This window comes from Polynucleobacter nymphae (assembly GCF_018882155.1).
GTDB classification, from domain to species: domain Bacteria; phylum Pseudomonadota; class Gammaproteobacteria; order Burkholderiales; family Burkholderiaceae; genus Polynucleobacter; species Polynucleobacter nymphae.
On sequence record NZ_JACVPA010000001.1, the window covers coordinates 372236 to 388606 of the forward strand.

13 protein-coding genes are annotated in these 16371 nt (G+C 45.9%); 4 read left to right on the top strand and 9 right to left on the bottom strand.

The annotated features are described in order from the left end of the window. The 6 genes from ICN29_RS01960 to ICN29_RS01985 all read right to left on the bottom strand — a co-directional run bounded on the left by ICN29_RS01960 (position 1) and on the right by ICN29_RS01985 (position 5418). Positions 1 to 1020, bottom strand: coding sequence for an amidohydrolase family protein (locus ICN29_RS01960; RefSeq protein WP_216129201.1), 1020 nt, complete (start codon positions 1018 to 1020; stop codon positions 1 to 3). Positions 1021 to 1051: 31 nt separating this feature from the next. Then, the gene (locus tag ICN29_RS01965; protein WP_216129203.1) at positions 1052 to 1720 is read right to left on the bottom strand and encodes a transporter substrate-binding domain-containing protein; all 669 of its coding nucleotides are present in this window, start codon (positions 1718 to 1720) and stop codon (positions 1052 to 1054) included. Positions 1721 to 1845: 125 nt separating this feature from the next. Next, the gene (locus tag ICN29_RS01970) at positions 1846 to 2811 is read right to left on the bottom strand and encodes a Bug family tripartite tricarboxylate transporter substrate binding protein (protein WP_216129205.1); all 966 of its coding nucleotides are present in this window, start codon (positions 2809 to 2811) and stop codon (positions 1846 to 1848) included. A gap of 5 nt (positions 2812 to 2816) precedes the next feature. After that, complete coding sequence (locus ICN29_RS01975) at positions 2817 to 3767, bottom strand: Bug family tripartite tricarboxylate transporter substrate binding protein (protein WP_216129207.1); 951 nt, start codon at positions 3765 to 3767, stop codon at positions 2817 to 2819. Then, positions 3764 to 4429: an RraA family protein gene (locus ICN29_RS01980; protein WP_216129209.1), complete on the bottom strand. Its 666-nt coding sequence runs from the start codon at positions 4427 to 4429 to the stop codon at positions 3764 to 3766. Before ICN29_RS01980 ends, ICN29_RS01975 begins: the two co-directional genes overlap by 4 nt. Positions 4430 to 4449: 20 nt before the next feature. Next, positions 4450 to 5418 (bottom strand): Bug family tripartite tricarboxylate transporter substrate binding protein, encoded by a 969-nt coding sequence (locus ICN29_RS01985; protein ID WP_216129211.1) that lies wholly within the window; start codon positions 5416 to 5418, stop codon positions 4450 to 4452. Between the two features lie 116 nt (positions 5419 to 5534). Between ICN29_RS01985 and ICN29_RS01990 the strand changes: the two genes are divergently transcribed. After that, positions 5535 to 5915, top strand: coding sequence for a hypothetical protein (locus ICN29_RS01990; protein ID WP_216129213.1), 381 nt, complete (start codon positions 5535 to 5537; stop codon positions 5913 to 5915). 81 nt (positions 5916 to 5996) lie between these two features. Here the strand turns inward: ICN29_RS01990 and lpdA are convergent, their stop codons facing one another. The 3 genes from lpdA to aceE are packed head-to-tail and all read right to left on the bottom strand — an operon-like array spanning position 5997 to position 12100. After that, positions 5997 to 7772, bottom strand: coding sequence for a dihydrolipoyl dehydrogenase (gene lpdA / locus ICN29_RS01995; RefSeq protein WP_216129215.1), 1776 nt, complete (start codon positions 7770 to 7772; stop codon positions 5997 to 5999). A 10-nt stretch (positions 7773 to 7782) separates the two neighbouring features. After that, a complete protein-coding gene (gene aceF / locus ICN29_RS02000; protein ID WP_216129217.1) occupies positions 7783 to 9390 on the bottom strand; it encodes a dihydrolipoyllysine-residue acetyltransferase in 1608 nt (535 codons plus the stop codon). A gap of 13 nt (positions 9391 to 9403) precedes the next feature. Next, positions 9404 to 12100: a pyruvate dehydrogenase (acetyl-transferring), homodimeric type gene (gene aceE / locus ICN29_RS02005; protein ID WP_216129219.1), complete on the bottom strand. Its 2697-nt coding sequence runs from the start codon at positions 12098 to 12100 to the stop codon at positions 9404 to 9406. A 205-nt stretch (positions 12101 to 12305) separates the two neighbouring features. Between aceE and ICN29_RS02010 the strand changes: the two genes are divergently transcribed. Genes ICN29_RS02010 through folD form a run of 3 tightly spaced genes read left to right on the top strand, consistent with a single transcriptional unit; the run spans position 12306 to position 16368 of the window. Next, positions 12306 to 14822 carry a PAS domain-containing sensor histidine kinase gene (locus ICN29_RS02010; RefSeq protein ID WP_216129221.1) on the top strand — a complete coding sequence of 839 codons (2517 nt, stop codon included), beginning with the start codon at positions 12306 to 12308 and terminating at the stop codon, positions 14820 to 14822. A gap of 36 nt (positions 14823 to 14858) precedes the next feature. After that, positions 14859 to 15503, top strand: a complete 645-nt coding sequence (locus ICN29_RS02015) for a response regulator transcription factor (RefSeq protein WP_216131896.1) — start codon at positions 14859 to 14861, stop codon at positions 15501 to 15503. Between the two features lie 10 nt (positions 15504 to 15513). Next, entirely contained in the window at positions 15514 to 16368 is an 855-nt protein-coding gene (gene folD, locus ICN29_RS02020; protein ID WP_216129223.1) for a bifunctional methylenetetrahydrofolate dehydrogenase/methenyltetrahydrofolate cyclohydrolase FolD, read from the top strand. Positions 16369 to 16371: the final 3 nt, after the last annotated feature.

A 16371-nucleotide genomic window follows, 5' to 3' on the forward strand; every position in this document is an offset into this window, starting at 1 on the left:
TTACCTTGGAATTCTGTTATTAATTCTGGAAAATACCTTACGTGCGTTGCCTTCAAAAATCATGGATTTCTCTTCATTACTGAGGCCATCAACTGCATTAAGATAGCGACGCGTATCATCAAAATAAAATCCAGTATCAGGATCAATATCCTTTACTGCTCCAAAGGTTTCTGATGCAAAGAGAATATTCTTAGTCGGAATCACCTCGGTAAGCAGATTAATTCCTGGCTGGTGATAAACACAAGTATCGAAATAAATATTGTTGAGTAGTTTCTGATTAATATCAGGAATGTTCATGTCCTTCGCAAGTCCTCTAAATCGACCCCAGTGGTAAGGGACTGCCCCACCACCATGGGGAATTAAGAAACGCAAGGCTGGAAACTGCGCAAACAAATCAGAGGTCAAGCATTGCATGAAAGCGGTTGTATCAGCATTTAAATAATGTGCGCCAGTAGTATGAAAACAATCATTACAACTGGTACTCACATGAATCATAGCTGGCACATCTAAGGCAATCATCTCCTCATAGATTGGATACCAATAGGGGTTACTGAGTGGCGGATCTTTCCAATAGCCGCCAGAAGGATCTGGATTCAAATTAATACCCACAAATCCATATTCATTTATGCATTTGCGCATCTCAGGCAAGCAGGTGCTGATATCCACACCAGGCGACTGTGGCAGCATTGCGGCGCCAACAAAATGCTTCGGAAAAAGTTGAGTCACTCGGTAGCATAGCTCGTTGCAAAGGGCTGCCCAAGTTGCTGAGGTGTTAAAGTCGCCAATATGATGAGTCATAAAACTGGCCTGTGGGGAGAAGATGGTGACATCAATACCCCGCTCTTTCATTCTAGCCAATTGATTTTCTTCAATAGACTCTCGAATTTCATCATCACTAATTTTTAAATCAGATACCTTAGGGCCTAACTCTGGTGTATTTAAGTTCGCAACCTGGGCATCGCGCCAAGCCTTTAGGGCTTTTGGCGCTGTTGTATAGTGGCCATGGCAATCAATAATCATCTATTCTTTCCTTTTTGGCGGTAATAGGTATTTAATTTGGCGCTAAACCTTGGATACCTGAACGCTGAATAAATAAATTCAGCTTACCAGTGGAGATCATTTGATCTACAAAATTATTCAAGTACTGGGCTGAGCCTTGGCGCTCGATTGGGGTGCCTAAGGCAAGGTTCTCATACCCACTTACTTCGGGCAACACTCTTGATCCCGGAATTGAGGAGGCCATCTCAAACAGAATTGCTTTATTGGATGAGAAACCATCAATCTCACCCGTTTTTAGTAAGGCAATCGCTTGTTTAGTGGAGCTTGTCTGGACTAAGCTTGCATTAGGAATAAGGGTTGGGAGCTCTGCTTGTGAATTACTGCCAACGCTATAACCAATTTTGACCTGACGCCGATTGATCTCTGTGAGTAAGCGAACATTACTGTGCGGGCTGATCAAAAATCCTTTTTCAATCCTAATGACTGTTTTTGAAAATTGAATATATTTAGCCCGATCTGGGCTTGCATTGGTAAAGACTAGATCAATCTCATTGTTCTTTACCGCAGAAAGCACATCTGCGTTTTTCTCAAACACTACTGGGGAGTACTGAATGCCTAATTGAGCAGCAAGACTCTGCCCCAGCTCGTATCCAATACCGCGCGTTTGATTTGAGCCCTCCGCCGGCAGAATGGAAGTTGGGCTACCCTGATACAAGCCCATTCGCAAACCGCCCTTTGGAGTAAAGACATCAGCGGGCGGACTGGCACATGCTATTAGCGCTAGGCAGAATAACAATGAAAGGATTCGCTTACAGTTAAGTCCAAATTTCATTGTTCTGATCTAATTTAGTCTGGTTGAATATTAGCTTCACGCACTAATTTTTCGTAACGCCTGCGCTCTGAATTCAAATACGCAGCCGCTTGAGCGCTAGTTCCAGGACTTACCTCTCCACCAACAGAGCCCAGTCGCTCAACCATCTCTTTAGACTGCAAGGCTTTTTCCACTTGGGCATGAAGTGTCTTCACAATAGATGCCGGGGTCTTAGCGGGTGCAATTAAGCTGTACCACACGGAAGCTTCAAACCCTGGAAAGCCAGATTCTGCAACCGTGGGTATCTCGGGAAATATGGGGGAACGCTTTGCGCTCATAACGGCAACAATCTTTAGTTTGCCACTTTTAACGTGCGGAGCTACTTCCAACATATTCATCGTAACCAAATCCAACTGCCCCCCAATAAGATCTGTAATCGCAGGCGCTCCACCTTTATAGGGAATGTGTTTTAAAGAAATTCCGGATGCCTGCTCAAAAAATTTCATGGCCATATGTGGCGTTGATCCATTGCCAGGGGTTCCATAGGTAATAAAATCAGGATAAACCTTTGCAGCTTTGATCAAATCAGATAGTTTTTGATACTTACTTTCAGCATTAGTCGCGATAACTACTGGCACGCGACCAATCATGGCAATTGGCGTAATCTCTTTATCGATATCAAAGGGTTGTGGCTTATACAAAGACATATTTGCCGCCAATGCGTTAGCAGCAACCATCAAGGTGTAACCGTCAGGCGAGCTATCAATCAATTGCTTTACAGCGATATTTGTTCCAGCTCCTGGCTTGTTTTCAATCACTATTGGCTGGCCCAGAGAGGCTGAGAGGCTTTGACCTAATGTTCTAGCAACTAGATCCACTGCGCCACCGGGGGCATACCCAATTAAAACCTTAATGGGTTTATATGGATAATCTTGAGCCATCAGACTGCCAGCAAGCAGAAAATTTGCTACGAGCAATAAAATCAATGGGATTTTTTTCATGAAAATTATTCTCTTGGAGCGCCCGACATTTTCACAATGCCTTCATAACGCTTGATCTCAGATTGTGAGAACTTTGTAAAATCGGCTACTGAACCGCCATCAACCTGGGCGCCAATTCCTTGAAGGCTTTTACGAACTTCAGGATCCTTTAAAACTTTATTGAATGCAGCATTGAGTTTCTCAGTAATATCCTTTGGTGCGCCAGCAGGCAACATCACGCCATACCAAGCATTCGCAACCATGGGTACTCCAACTTCTTTCATTGTTGGCACGTTAGGCAATTCAGGGATGCGCTTGTCTGCTGCTATTCCTAAGGCTTTTAATTTACCAGCCTTGATATTGTTAAGCGATCCAGTATCGAGCATCATATCAATGTGACCAGCCATCAAATCTAAGGCTGCGGGACCGCTACCCTTATATGGGACATGGCGAATATCTAAGCCTGTAACGGTTTTAAATTGTGCTCCGGCCAAATGTTGAGAAGCACCAATGCCTGCAGAGCCATAGGTAAATTTTCCAGGGTTCTGTTTAGCATCAGAAATTAAGTCTTTCATACTGTTCCAAGGTGAGGCTTCAGGCACAACCATAATGTTTGGAATGGTGCATACCAAAACTACTGGGGTGAAATCTTTAGCGGCATCAAAGCCTTGATTTGCAAACAAATGAGGGCCAGCCGCATTAGTTGAGCTAGTGGCCATCAAAATAGAATAGCCATCTGGCTTGTCTTGCACAAAGGCTTGGGTGCCTATGTTGCCACCAGCTCCGCCCTTGTTTTCGATAAATACTGAAACACCGAGCTCTTTGGTCAGCGGTATTGCTAAGATACGAGCAACTTGATCTGTTGCTCCACCCGGCGGCCAGGGCACTAGAAATTTGATCGATTTATCAGGGTACGCAGCAAACACATTAAGCGCAACCGCACTTAATAGGATCGCGAACATCAATCGCAGCTTCATAAGACACCTTTTTGCTTCAAGCTTACGTCTACCCATGCATCATCGTATTTGCCGTCAATAATGGATTGAATTGTTTTGCGCTCTGTAATCTCTTTTTCCTTACCTAATCGAGCAGCCTCTAATACCAACTCAGGAGATAAAGCAATGATCCCGTCGCTATCACCCAAAATTACATCGCCTGGATGAATCACCATCCCTCCTATGGAAACGGGTACATTAATACTACCTGGACCATCCTTATAGGGACCACGCATATTGACACCGCGCGCCCAGCACGGAAAGCGATGTCTTTCAAAAGCCTCAACATCACGAATCGCTGCATCAAAGACTGCGCCAACAGCGCCCTTTGATTTAGCAACGGTCATCATGATTTCACCAAACAAGGCTCGAGAGATATCACCTCCACCATCAACCACCAGCACATCCCCAGGTTGCAGAATTTGTAGCGCCTTATGAATCATCAGATTATCACCAGCCCTAACGCTCACTGTGACAGCATTGCCACATACGCTAACCGGCGACTTATTCACTGGCAATATATTGACTGCTCCAATAGTCCTACCTAAAACATCACTGACAACCGAGGTTGCTAATCCTGTCAGGGCAGATATCCCCTCCTTGAAAGCCTCTTTTCTTGGATTAATTTCATAGCCATTATTCATTCTGCTGTCCTCTTGTATTTTTAATCTACAGTTGCACCTGTGCGCTTAACCAAAGACTCCCAATATGGAATCTCCTTGTTAATAAATTGCGTAAATTGCTCCGATGTCCCTGCCACATCACTTGAACCCATCTTGCTTAGGCTGGCTGCAACTTCTGGCTCCTTCATGACAGCATTCACTGCCTTATTCAATCTTGCAATCAGAACTGATGGTGTTTTAGCCGCAACAAAAATTCCATACCAATTCTCTATAACAAAACTCGAATGCCCAAGCTCCTTCATGGTTGGAATATTGGGAAAGTTTTTAGGTCTTACTGCGCCTGTTGTTGCTAATGCACGAATACGCCCCGATGTCATCTGTGCGGAAATAGCCGTTGTTGTCTCAAACGCAATCGGTACTTGGCCAGCCAGAACATCAGCCATTGCTGGTCCCTGCCCTCTATAGGGAATATGCGTCATATCTAGTTGCTTTTCAAGCTTGAGCATTTCTGCCATCAGATGCTGTGGACTGCCACTACCACCAGATGCATAGCTGTATTTACTGGGATTATTTTTAATAAGCTCAACTAGCTCACCAACAGTATTTGCAGGTACTGAGACGTTCACATAAAGAACCAGGGGTACTGAAGCCACTTCTGCAACTGCTGCCAAGTCTTTGGAAGGATTTATTTTTAACTTATACAAATTTTGATTGATCACTATGCCAGTATTATTTCCTAGCAATAGAGTACAACCATCAGAAGCTGAGTTAGCGACATATTCGGTCCCAATATTACTGCTTGCTCCACCCTTGTTTTCAACTACAACATTTGCACCGAGTTGCTTAGCCAAACCTGGCGCCAGCATTCTAGCCAAAATATCTGTTGTACCTCCAGGTGGGTATGGTGAAACAAACTTCACCACTGCACAGGGGTAAGCACTTTGTGCCAAAACGCTCTCGGAGCATAGCGCCAAGCAGGCGATGGCCGCCAGCAATAGCTGTTTTTTCATGATTTGTTGCCTCCATTTTCTTGCGCACCTTATCAACACATGCGCTAAGATCTGTTCTTTGTAAAAATATACCTTACTCTGGCAACTATCTGTCAGATTATCTAAATAATCCCTAAATGACCAATATTGTTGATCGAGAGATGTTGCTAAAATTTGCCCGGTCTTTTGAGGGCAAGAGCAAGTGCGCTACTTGCGAATCTCTATCGTGTGCTGGCTGGGAGAGCATCCCTGGTGGCTTCATCACAAACACTCTAGAGTCTATAGGAACCCTAAGAGTCGAAGATGCTCCAGAAAATTGGGAAGAACATCACCCCAAGGGAACCAATATGTGGTCCAAGGATGCTCCAATCTCTATATCTTTTCACCCCTATAACAAGTCTGATGTCTATGAATGTAGAAATTGTGGATGTAAGTACCTGCGTTACACAGAATGTGGTGGATATTATGTAGATGAACGTATTCGCGAACTCAATTCGGATCTCATTTCATTTGACTGATATTCATTTGCAATGAAAATTCAAAAGCCCTGATCTCTCAGGGCTTTTTCTTTTGTAGCAGCTTAGAAGATATCTTCTTACTTAAGGCTTCTTCTTCACCGGTGGTAAATCCGTGCAATGGCCATGTGCGGCTTCTGCAGCCAGACCTACTGATTCACCCAAGGTTGGATGAGGGTGGATAGTCTTGCCAATATCTACAGCATCAGCGCCCATTTCAATTGCTAGGCAAACCTCACCAATGAGATCACCAGCATGAGTGCCAACTATACCGCCACCAATAATGCGATGGGTCGTTGCATCAAAGATCAGCTTTGTGAAACCTTCATCACGGCCATTGGCAATTGCGCGTCCGCTAGCAGCCCAGGGGAATAAGCCTTTTTCATAAGCAATACCCTGTGCTTTGCATTGCTCTTCAGTTAAGCCAGCCCAAGCAACTTCTGGATCGGTATAAGCAACTGATGGAATTTGCTTTGCATCAAAGTACGACTTCTGGCCAGCTGCAACTTCAGCCGCAACGTGACCTTCATGTACTGCCTTATGAGCCAACATCGGTTGACCAATAATATCGCCAATCGCAAAGATGTTTTGCACATTGGTGCGCATTTGTTTATCAACTGGAATAAAGCCACGCTCATCTACTTGAACACCCGCTTTACCTGCATCAATCTTCTTACCATTGGGTGTACGCCCTACAGCAACTAACACTAAGTCATAGGTTTGTGGTTCTGCAGGTGCGTTCTCACCTTCAAAAGTCACCTGGATACCATCGGGCTTCACTTGTGCTTTAGCGGCACGAGTCTTAAGCATGACTTTTTCAAAACGTCCGGCATTGAATTTCTCCCAGACCTTTTCAAGATCACGATCAGCACCAGCCATGAGGCCATCCATCATCTCAGCAATATCAATGCGTGAGCCTAGTGTGCTGTAAACCGTAGCCATCTCTAAACCAATGATGCCGCCACCAATCACGAGCATTCTTTTTGGGATGCTTGTCAGTAATAAAGCGCCCGTGCTATCTACTATGCGAGGATCTTCTGGCAAGAATGGTAATTTAACAGGCTGACTACCAGCCGCAATAATCGCCTTCTGAAAGCGCACCACTTCTTTTTGGCCGTTCAGGTCTTGACCAGCACCGCTAGTCATTTCAACTTCAATGTGATTAGCATCCAAGAAGCGACCTAAGCCCCGCACTGTTTTAACTTTACGTGCTTTGGCCATACCAGCTAAACCACCAGTTAACTTGGCAATCACAGAATCTTTATAGCCACGCAATTGATCGATCTCGATCTTTGGCGCACCAAATGTAATGCCATGCTTAGACATGGTTTTGACTTCGTCCATTACTGAAGTGGTATGCAGCAATGCTTTCGATGGAATACAGCCTACGTTAAGACATACGCCGCCTAAGGTTGCGTAGCGCTCAACTAAAACAGTATTCATACCCAAGTCAGCACTACGGAATGCGGCACTATAACCACCAGGGCCAGCACCAAGTACTAACACTTCGCACTCGTGATCTACTTTGCCGCTGTATTGACCGGCTACTGGAGCTGGCATTACTGGGGCTGCAGTTTTTGCTGGTGCAGGTGCTGCAGCAGCTTGCACTGCAGGCGCAGCGCTGCTTGCTTCAATTTCAGCAATGACAGAACCCTTGCTAATCTTGTCGCCTAGCTTTACTGCAATACTAATAATCGTTCCAGCTGCATCTGCCGGAATCTCCATGGTTGCTTTATCAGACTCAAGCACTAATAAAGGCTGCTCTTTTTCAACCACATCACCAACCTTTACCAGCACTTCAATCACTGGCACATCAGAATAGTCGCCAATATCTGGGACAAGGATCATTTGCTTAGCCATCGATCCCCCCTTATAGCGTAGCGCGACGGAAGTCGGCTAAGAGTTGCGCGATATATAAATTGAAACGTGTAGCCAATGCACCGTCAATCACGCGATGATCTGCAGAAAGAGACAATGGGCAGATGAGACGTGGTACAAATTGCTTACCGTCCCACACTGGTTTCATAGCAGCTTTGCTCACACCCAAAATGGCGACCTCTGGAGCATTCACAATAGGTGAGAAGTAAGTCCCACCAATGCCACCCAAAGAAGAAATCGTAAAGCTGGCACCCTGCATTTGGTCTGGCTTCAGTTTGCCATCGCGAGCTAATGCTGCTAACTCAGAAGTTTCTTTAGCAATTTCGAAGATGCCTTTCTTATCCACATTTTTGATCACAGGCACTACTAGGCCAGTTGGTGTATCTGCAGCAAAACCGATGTTGAAGTATTTCTTCAAAATTAAATCGTCACCGTCAAGCGAGCTATTAAACTCTGGGTGTTTCTTTAAGGCAGCTACAGCAGCTTTCATTAAGAAAGCGAGCATCGTAATCTTGACGCCCTTCTTCTCGTTATCTCTATTCGTCTCTACTCGGAATGCTTCTAAGTCAGTCACATCTGCATCTTCGTGATAGGTTACCGCTGGGATCATCACCCAGTTACGAGCAAGATTAGCTGCAGTCAGCTTCTTAATGCGATTTAATGGCTGACGCTCAATCTCACCAAACTTCGCGAAATCGACTTTTGGCCAAGGAATCAGATTCAGGCCACCCAAGCTTCCGCCGCTTGATGCTGCTGGACTACCTGCACCACCACTCATGGCTGCTTTGACAAAGGCTTGTACGTCCTCTTGAGTAATGCGACCCTTTAGACCAGATCCTTTGACCTGGTGAACAGTCACGCCCAGTTCACGGGCAAATTTACGCACCGATGGACTTGCATGACTCAATGATGCGTCTACTACTGGGGCTGGATTCGAAATTGGAGGAGGTGCTGGAGCGCGAACAACTGGTGGCTCAACTGCTGAAGGCTTCCTTACCGGTGCCGTTGGTGCAACTGGAGCTGCTGCTGGAGCAGCTACAGATCCAGATGAATCAGCTTGAAGAATTAATACCACTGATCCTTGGGAAAGATTGTCACCAATCTTCACTTTGACTTCTTTCACAACGCCTGAGTGAGATGAAGGAACATCCATTGTGGCTTTGTCAGATTCCAAGACAACAATAGATTGTTCTTTCTCAACTCGGTCGCCGGCTTTGACCAAGACCTCGATCACTGGCACGCCTTTATAGTCGCCGATATCTGGGACTTTAATTTCGATTGGAGTGCTACCTGATGCGGGCGGGCTTGCCGGTGCTGGTGTTGCAGCGCTTGCCTGAGCAGGAGCAGCCGTTGTTGCTGAGCCCTCTTCCAAGGTGATCACTACTGAACCTTGGGAAAGATTGTCACCAATCTTCACTTTGACTTCTTTCACAACGCCTGAGTGAGATGAAGGAACATCCATCGTGGCCTTATCAGACTCCAGGACAACAATAGATTGTTCTTTCTCAATCTGATCGCCTGCTTTGACCAAGACCTCAATTACTGGAATATCTTTGTAGTCACCGATATCCGGGACTTTAATGTCGATTATTTGACTCATGAATTCTTCTCTTTTAAACCGTCATCGGGTTTGGTTTAGCAGCATCAATGCCATACTTCTGAATAGCCTGCGCAAGTTTTTGACGATCCATCTGGCCTGCATCTACCAGAGATCTCAAGGCAGTTAATACCACCCAGCGACGATCAACCTCAAAGAAGTCACGGAGTTTTTCACGGGTATCAGAACGACCGAAGCCATCCGTACCCAATACTTCGTAGCGACGACCCATGTGCTGAATCGCTGGACGAATCTGCTCAGCAAACAAACGGACATAGTCGGTAGCTGCAACGACTGGGCCTGAAGTATCTTTGAGGCAGTTCTCAATATGCGAAAGTGTAGGAGTAGCCGTTGGATTCAAGAGATTGGCACGATGTACTGTGTTCCAATCACGACCTAGCTCAGTAAAGCTTGGGCAACCCCATAAGTCAGAGGCAACGCCCCAGTCTTTGTGGAGCATTTCTGCCGCCTCAATCACTTCACGGAAGATGGTTCCTGAGCCGAGAAGTTGAACACGTAACTTAGCCTTGTCATCGCCAACAGACTTGAGCTTATACATGCCTTTAATAATGTCTTTTTCGGCGCCCTTTGGCATTGCTGGATGAGCGTAGTTTTCGTTCATCAAGGTGATGTAGTAATACACATCTTCCTGAACTTCCAACATACGGCGCATACCATCTTGAATCACTACCGCCAATTCAAATGCAAAGGTGGGGTCGTAGCTAATGCAGTTTGGTACCGCGCTACTCCAAAGGTGGCTATGACCATCTTCGTGTTGCAAGCCTTCGCCATTCAGCGTCGTTCTACCAGCAGTGCCGCCGAGCAAGAAACCGCGGCTACGCATATCGCCTGCTGCCCAAGCCAAGTCGCCAATGCGCTGGAAACCAAACATGGAGTAGAAGATATAGAAAGGCAACATCGGTACGCCATGGGTTGAGTACGAAGTTGCAGCTGCAATCCAATCGCACATGCCGCCCGCTTCATTAATACCCTCTTGCAGAATCTGACCGGTCTTGTCCTCTTTATAGAACATTAATTGATCATGATCTTCTGGGGTGTAGAGCTGACCTAATTGATTCCAAATACCCATCTGACGGAACATGCCTTCCATGCCAAAGGTACGGGATTCATCAGGAACAATCGGCACGACCCTTTTGCCTAGCACCTTGTCGCGCACAACAGTATTAAGTAAGCGCACAAATGCCATCGTTGTTGAAATCTCACGACCTTCTGCAGTTGCTTCAAGCAGCGGAGCAAATACATCCAATGCAGGAACAGGTAAACTTTCTGCCTTAGTGCGACGCTGTGGCAAATAGCCACCCAACTCTTGGCGCCGCGCCTTCATATACTCTAGCTCTGGGCTGCCTTCAGCAAAACTCACTAAAGGCATGTCATCAAGATCCTCGTTTTTTACCGGAATCTCAAAACGATCACGAAAACGGCGTACGTCGTCATCGTTCATCTTCTTTGCTTGGTGAGCAATATTCATCGCCTCACCAGAGCCGCCCATGCCATAACCTTTAATAGTGTGGGCTAAGATTACAGTTGGTTGATCTTTGTGATTTACCGCCGCATGAAATGCTGCATATACCTTATGAGGATCATGGCCGCCACGATTCAATTGCCAAATCTCATCATCACTCCAGTCACTCACTAAAGCTTTTAATTCTGGGGTATTGAAAACCGTCTCACGAACATAGCTACCGTTCTTAGACTTCATGGTCTGATACTGACCATCAACGATCTGGCCTAGACGCTGCATCAAGATCCCTTTTTTGTCACGGGCAAATAGCGCATCCCATTGACCACCCCACACTACCTTGATCACATTCCAACCAGCACCACGGAACTCACCCTCAAGTTCTTGAATGATGCTACCGTTACCACGCACTGGCCCATCTAAACGTTGCAAGTTACAGTTCACTACGAAAATCAGGTTATCAAGTTTTTCACGACCTGCCATGCCAATGGCGCCTAAAGATTCTGGCTCGTCCGTTTCACCATCACCTAAGAATGCCCAAACCTTACGACCTTCATGCTTAATAAAACCACGGTCTTGCATGTAACGCATGAAGCGCGCTTGATAAATAGCCATGATTGGGCCAAGGCCCATGGATACGGTTGGGAATTGCCAGAAGTCTGGCATTAACCATGGATGAGGGTAGCTAGAGATACCTTTACCGCCAACCTCTTGACGGAAGTTATTAAGCTGCTCATCTGAGAGACGGCCCAACATATAGGCGCGTGCATATACACCTGGGGCGGAGTGGCCTTGAACAAAAATCAGATCGCCGCCATGCTCTGGCGATGGCGCATGCCAAAAATGATTAAAGCCTACGTCATACAAAGTAGCCGCTGACTGGAAAGAAGAAATATGGCCACCAACGTTGGTATCTTTGTTAGCGCGAAGAACCATCGCCATCGCGTTCCATCGTGTGTATGAACGAATGCGGTGCTCGACATTCTGATCGCCTGGTAAACGCGCTTGATTCTCAACGGGAATCGTATTGATATAGGGAGTCTCTGCATGAAATGGCTGGACAACACCATTGACCCTGGCATGAGAAATTTGCTGATCGATTAAATAGGCAGCACGCTCAGGACCTTCATTATGAATAACGCCATCAAGGGCCTGTAACCATTCTTGAGTCTCTCCAGGATCTGCATCCTGGGAATTCTGCTTACCTAATACCTGCTCTGGAACTGCCGCCATGTCTTGTCTCCGATGAGTACTGCGTAATTAATTACTTACTGTATAGCTAATATTTTATGAAGGTATATGGGTGTAAACAAGCAATTTTCCACATAATGATAGTATTTCTCATAATGTGGTATTATATTGCAGTGCAAATAAGATACTGAATTTGCTCAAGAAAAGCCGTTTTAGATAGGGCAATGAGGCAAAATAGGCCTCATTCATGAAATTATCGGCATCTTTTAGCTTACTCCTCAGTCCATTCAAGTGGCTCCGAAAAATACGGGGATTTAGACTCGTATATACCCCTCTCATTGCCATTGTCATATTTACGGCGGTCATGGGTGTCATTTTGGGCACCCTGCAATTACAAGAAAAAAATCAGCAAGAATCAGCGCTATTTAGAGAGCTCTCCTTCGCTAAGCAGCGCATTCAAGTCCGGTTTGCTAATAATCTGGATGCTCTCGTCAGCATTAATCGCGAGTTAGCAGCCAGCGAGGATCAGGAAAGACTGAGAAAAATTGCTTACGGGCAAGCGGCTGATTTGGTAATCAACAATCATGAGATCGTCAAAATCATCTGGATGGATTCAAAAAATCAGCGGCTATGGACTGCGCCCCCAGGCAACAATAAAACGGATTGGATTAGCAAAATACAAAATGACCAATCGGCTAATGAGGAGTTGGCCATTGCCATTGAATTAAGCAGAAGCACAAACAGGCCATCGTTTAGTCAATTTATTAACTTAAATCTTGCAAGCGACGAGCCACTTGCAAGAGAAAGAAAAACCGTTTTCTGGCAAGTAGTACCCAATGTGGTTGGTGGAGATATCGTTGGTTATTTGGCCGCCCTCTATACAGCTCAAGGTGTTTTAGATGTTGTGCCGCCAGAGCTCAAGGCCTATTACCGCTTTACGCTACTAACCGATAACGAAAGAGTATTGTCTATCTCGTCTGATCGTAATACCCCAAAAAGGGCATTTAGCAACCAGACCAGTTTAGATATTGGCGTTCTCAGTCCAAATTTAACTTTACGGATTGATACCTATCCTCCGCCCACTAACCTCACCTTCCGAATGCTGATTGGCGTTGTCATTGGATTGTGCGCCTTCGTGATTTGGAGTTTGTGGTCAGTCTTAAAACAAATGCAAGTCCGTCAAGAAGCAGAAGCTAGTCTGCGGACTGAAACGAGCTTTCGTAATGCCATGGAAAATTCGACCCCCGTTGGTATCCGGGCCCATGATATGGAAAAGCGTATTACTTATGTGAACCGAGCATTTTGCGAGATGACTGGCTGGTCTGCAAAAGAGTTAATTGGCCTAACCCCTCCTTTCCCCTTCTGGCCTGACTCCAGGCGGGATGAGCTGATTGAGAAGATGAACCGCGCCCTCACATCTGAGGGGATATCGAAAACAGGCATTGAGGGTGTTATTTTGCGTCGCGATGGGTCATTAATCCAAACGCGTACCTTTATTGCCCCGCTCATTAATGAAAAGGGAAAGCAAAGTGGTTGGGTTACCTCATTAATTGATATCTCTGAGCCAAAAAAGATTCGTGAGGAGCTGGCCGTTTCACAAGAGCGCTTCATTACTGTGCTTGAAGGACTTGATGCGGCGGTATCGGTTGTTGATCTTGAGAATGACGAACTTTTATTTGCTAATCGCTTCTATCGAGAGAACTTTGGCGATGACGCCAAAGGCCATTTCAAATTATCTGGCAATAGTAATAATCTTGAAACCCTTCATGATGTTGCCGAAGATTTGCAAGACTCTCCCCCTGGTATTCCGACTTCATTCTTATATCAAGAATCAGAATCTGAAGAAGTTCAATTAGACGATGGTAGTAATAAATGGTATGAAGTACGTCGTCGCTTCATCCCATGGGTAGATGGTCATTTAGCCCAACTCTTGATTACCACTGATATTACGATGCGCAAAGAAGCAGATGATCTGGCGCGCCAACAAGAGGAGCGCATGCAATTTACAAGCCGCCTTACTACTATGGGTGAAATGGCGTCTTCTCTTGCACATGAGTTAAATCAGCCCCTGTCGGCTATCTCTAACTACTGCATGGGCGTTGCAAAACGCTTAGAGGGAAATATTGATCCAGATTTAAAGAAAGAAATTTTGCCAGCTTTAGAAAAAGCATCTGAACAAGCACTTCGTGCAGGCACCATCATTCAGCGTATCCGCGGATTTGTGAAGCGCAGTGAGCCTCAGCGCAAATTCTCAGCAATGACTGAGATCATTAATGACGCGGTTGGTCTTGTGGAAATTGAAGCAAATCGCCATCGCTTAAGCATCACCTCTTCGCTTGCAGACGATTTGCCCGAGGTCAATGTAGACCCAGTACTGATCTTGCAGGTCTTAGTGAATCTCTTAAAAAATGCCCTTGATAGCGTGCGCGAGGCCTACCCCCTCTCCTCCCGTTGGTCAGCCCCACCCGTCAACATCAGTGCTGATTTAGATACCAGCACCTTCCCAGCCATGATGCGTATTCGGGTAACGGATTCTGGAGGCGGGATAGCTGAATCGGTCATAGAACGCATGTTTGAGCCATTTTTTAGTACTAAGGCTGATGGAATGGGCATGGGACTCAATATTTGCCGCTCCATTATCGAATCCCATCATGGGCGGCTTTGGGCCTCCAACGTGATGGACTCCGAACGCACTAAACTGGCCGGCTGCACCTTTACAATGCTTCTACCCCTAGAATCTCCTGATTCGAAGGACAATGGATAAATATCCAACTTTTAGATTGACCTTGTGAGACCGAATATGAACATAGCTGTTGCCAAACCAAATCAAGCTGAAGTCGTTTATGTAGTTGACGATGATGAAGCTGTACGTGATTCTCTGACTTGGCTTTTAGAGAGCAATGGTTACGTTGTTCGCTGTCATGCTAGCGCTGAACGTTTCTTACAGTCTTTACAAAGTACGGATAAGTCCACCATCTCTTGTGCGATCCTAGATGTTCGTATGCCCGGCATGTCTGGCCTTGAACTCCAAGAGCGTTTAATTAGTGAAAACTTCCCGATGCCAGTGGCCTTCATTACTGGTCATGGCGATGTCTCGATGGCAGTCTCCACCATGAAACGTGGTGCAGTAGATTTTATTGAGAAGCCCTTTAAAGAAAATGATCTCTGCGGTTTAGTCGATCGCATGTTTGCTAAAGCAAGAGTGGACTACTCGCAAGCGAGCCAACGCAAAATTACTCAGAGCTTGCTGAGCAAGCTCACTGGTCGTGAGCGTCAAGTATTAGAGCGCATCGTTGCTGGTCGCCTCAACAAGCAAATTGCAGATGATCTTGGTATTTCTATTAAGACAGTTGAAGCTCACCGCGCTAATATTATGGAAAAGCTCAATGTCAATACCGTAGCTGACCTACTCCGCTTAGCTTTATCTGATCCCCAGCCCAATTAATACGCTTGCAATGCCTGCCCAATTACTAGACGGTAACGCGCTCTCTAAAAAACTACGTGCAGAAATAGCTGCTCGTGGGGCAATTGTTACTGCCAAAGGGGTTAGACCGGGATTAGCAGTCATCGTGGTGGGTGAAAATCCTGCTAGCCAAGTGTATGTCCGCAATAAAGTAAAAGCTTGTGAAGATGTTGGCTTTCATTCGGTATTAGAGTGTTACTCTGTTGAACTTGGCGAGGAAGAGTTACTTGCTCGCATTGCTACCCTTAATGCAGACCCATCGATTCATGGCATCTTGGTGCAATTGCCATTGCCAGAACATATTGCGGCTGAGCGTGTTCTTGAAGCCATTGCTCCCCAAAAAGATGTGGATGGTTTTCATGTGGCCAATGCTGGCGCCTTGATGGTTGGACAGCCCGCATTCAAACCTTGCACTCCTTACGGGTGTATGAAGATTTTGGAGAGCATTGATTACCCTATTCGGGGTGCCCGTGCTGTGATTGTTGGAGCCTCTAATATTGTGGGCAAGCCCATGGCAATGCTGCTCCTGCAAGCTGGCGCAACAGTGACTATTTGTAATAGCAAAACACGTGATTTAGCGCACCACACCAAAGATGCCGATATCTTGGTAGTTGCTACCGGTAAGCCGAAAATGATTTCTGGCGATATGGTGAAAACGGGCGCCGTCGTAATCGATGTGGGCATCAATCGTATGCCAGATGGCAAGCTCTGCGGCGATGTGGATTTTGATGCAGCTAAATATATCGCTGGCTGGATCACCCCTGTACCTGGTGGCGTGGGTCCCATGACCATCACCATGCTTCTCATGAATACTTTAGAAGCAGCTGAAAAGGCATCAAAACTCTAGATC

Excerpts from the sequence above, each read along its gene's own strand:
- ICN29_RS01960 (WP_216129201.1), bottom strand. The coding sequence starts at position 1,020 with ATGATTATTGATTGCCATGGCCACTATACAACAGCGCCAAAAGCCCTA.
- ICN29_RS01965 (WP_216129203.1), bottom strand. The coding sequence starts at position 1,720 with ATGGGCTTGTATCAGGGTAGCCCAACTTCCATTCTGCCGGCGGAGGGC.
- ICN29_RS01970 (WP_216129205.1), bottom strand. The coding sequence starts at position 2,811 with ATGAAAAAAATCCCATTGATTTTATTGCTCGTAGCAAATTTTCTGCTT.
- ICN29_RS01975 (WP_216129207.1), bottom strand. The coding sequence starts at position 3,767 with ATGAAGCTGCGATTGATGTTCGCGATCCTATTAAGTGCGGTTGCGCTT.
- ICN29_RS01980 (WP_216129209.1), bottom strand. The coding sequence starts at position 4,429 with ATGAATAATGGCTATGAAATTAATCCAAGAAAAGAGGCTTTCAAGGAG.
- ICN29_RS01985 (WP_216129211.1), bottom strand. The coding sequence starts at position 5,418 with ATGAAAAAACAGCTATTGCTGGCGGCCATCGCCTGCTTGGCGCTATGC.
- ICN29_RS01990 (WP_216129213.1), top strand. The coding sequence starts at position 5,535 with ATGACCAATATTGTTGATCGAGAGATGTTGCTAAAATTTGCCCGGTCT.
- lpdA (WP_216129215.1), bottom strand. The coding sequence starts at position 7,772 with ATGGCTAAGCAAATGATCCTTGTCCCAGATATTGGCGACTATTCTGAT.
- aceF (WP_216129217.1), bottom strand. The coding sequence starts at position 9,390 with ATGAGTCAAATAATCGACATTAAAGTCCCGGATATCGGTGACTACAAA.
- aceE (WP_216129219.1), bottom strand. The coding sequence starts at position 12,100 with ATGGCGGCAGTTCCAGAGCAGGTATTAGGTAAGCAGAATTCCCAGGAT.
- ICN29_RS02010 (WP_216129221.1), top strand. The coding sequence starts at position 12,306 with ATGAAATTATCGGCATCTTTTAGCTTACTCCTCAGTCCATTCAAGTGG.
- ICN29_RS02015 (WP_216131896.1), top strand. The coding sequence starts at position 14,859 with ATGAACATAGCTGTTGCCAAACCAAATCAAGCTGAAGTCGTTTATGTA.
- folD (WP_216129223.1), top strand. The coding sequence starts at position 15,514 with ATGCCTGCCCAATTACTAGACGGTAACGCGCTCTCTAAAAAACTACGT.